This window comes from Streptomyces sp. MnatMP-M17 (genome assembly GCF_900091995.1).
GTDB lineage: Bacteria > Actinomycetota > Actinomycetes > Streptomycetales > Streptomycetaceae > Streptomyces.
Map to the genome: position 1 here is coordinate 1 of NZ_FMDK01001122.1, position 1,370 is coordinate 1,370.

The following is a 1,370-nucleotide window of genomic DNA, read 5'->3' on the forward strand; positions in this document are numbered from 1 at the left end:
GCGCGCGGGCTGGGGCCTGCGCCTCGGCGGACGCCTCGCCGCGGCGGGAGCCGTCATCGCCCTTCTCGCCGTCGTCATCAGCGGAAACGACGGCGGTCGTACGGTCCCGCCGGACGACACCTCGTCCAGCCACAATCACGACTGAGCGCCGAGCGGTCCCGGTCGGCGGGACGGGAGCCGACTCAAGGAACCGTGGCCGCCCTCCACGACGTTCCCTCAGCAGCGCCGCGCGAAGCCGGCGCTGCTGAAGACGCACCTGAGGATACGGAACAGAACGGAACGGGCGGTGGCGATGATCGAGCTGGTTCCCGGAGGGAATCTGGCCCTGCCGGACACGGCGCTGACGATCGATGTGCCGGGGCCCTTCGACCTGTCCGTACTCATCACCGACGACAGCGGGAAGGTGGGCGGCGACGGCGATTTCGTCTTCTACAACCAGCCGTCGGCGCCGGGCGCCCGGCTGTACGACGGCGGTGTCGGTGTGGATCCGCGGCGGCTGCGGGCGGGCGCGAGCCGGGTCACGGTGGTCATCAGCCCGGCCGATCCCGGTATCGTGCTGGGCCGGCTGCCGGTGCCGACGCTGACCGTGCGCGGCAGTGGCGGCCGAGGCGTGCTCGCCCGGTTCACTCCCGTGCGTCCGGCGCACGAGACGGTACTGCTGCTGGCGGAGATCTACCGGCGCGGCGCCGGATGGAAGCTGCGCGCGCTCGGTCAGGGATACGCGGACGGGCTGGCCGGCATCGCCCGGGACTTCGGTGTGGACGTGACCGAGGAGGCCGCCGGAGACGCCACCGCGGCCACAGCGGCCGTCGGATCCACCGCGCCCGTCGGGCCTCCACCGCCGCCGGCCGTCCGCGCGAACGGCGCGCCGACGAGATACAGCAGCGGCATGTCCGCCGAGTCGGCCGAGGCGACGGAATTCGCGGCGCTCGTCCGGGCCGAACGGCTCAGGGCGGGCGTACCGGCCGTCGCCCTGGACGGCAGACTCTCGGCCGCGGCCCAGGCCCACACGGCGGCGATGGCGGGACAGCGGCGGCTCGGCGCGGAGAGCGCCGACGGGATCTCCGTCTTCCAGCGGATCACCGCGGGCGGCTACCACTATCTCCGTATCGACCAGCATCTTGTCTCCGGACCGCGTACGCCGCGCGCCTTCGTGGAGTACTGCCTCGGCGGTGAGGCGATCCGTGGGCCGCTGTTCGATCCGGCGCTGACCGACGCGGGGCTCGGCCGCGCCGTCGACGCCCGCTCGGGCGAGGTCTACTGGACGGCCCTCTGGGCCCGCCCTTTCACCTCCGACGGACTGATACGGACCGCCGCCGAGGTCGTCGCCCTCACCAACGCGGAGCGGACGGCGGCCGGCCTGCGGCCTC

General features: G+C 73.6%; 1 protein-coding gene. It reads left to right on the forward strand.

Annotated features, from left to right (window positions below; all coding sequences use genetic code 11):
- Window positions 1-292: 292 nt before the first annotated feature.
- Window positions 293-1,370: TerD family protein (locus GA0115259_RS36795; protein WP_093604851.1), on the forward strand; the 1,078-nt coding region annotated here is incomplete at its 3' end.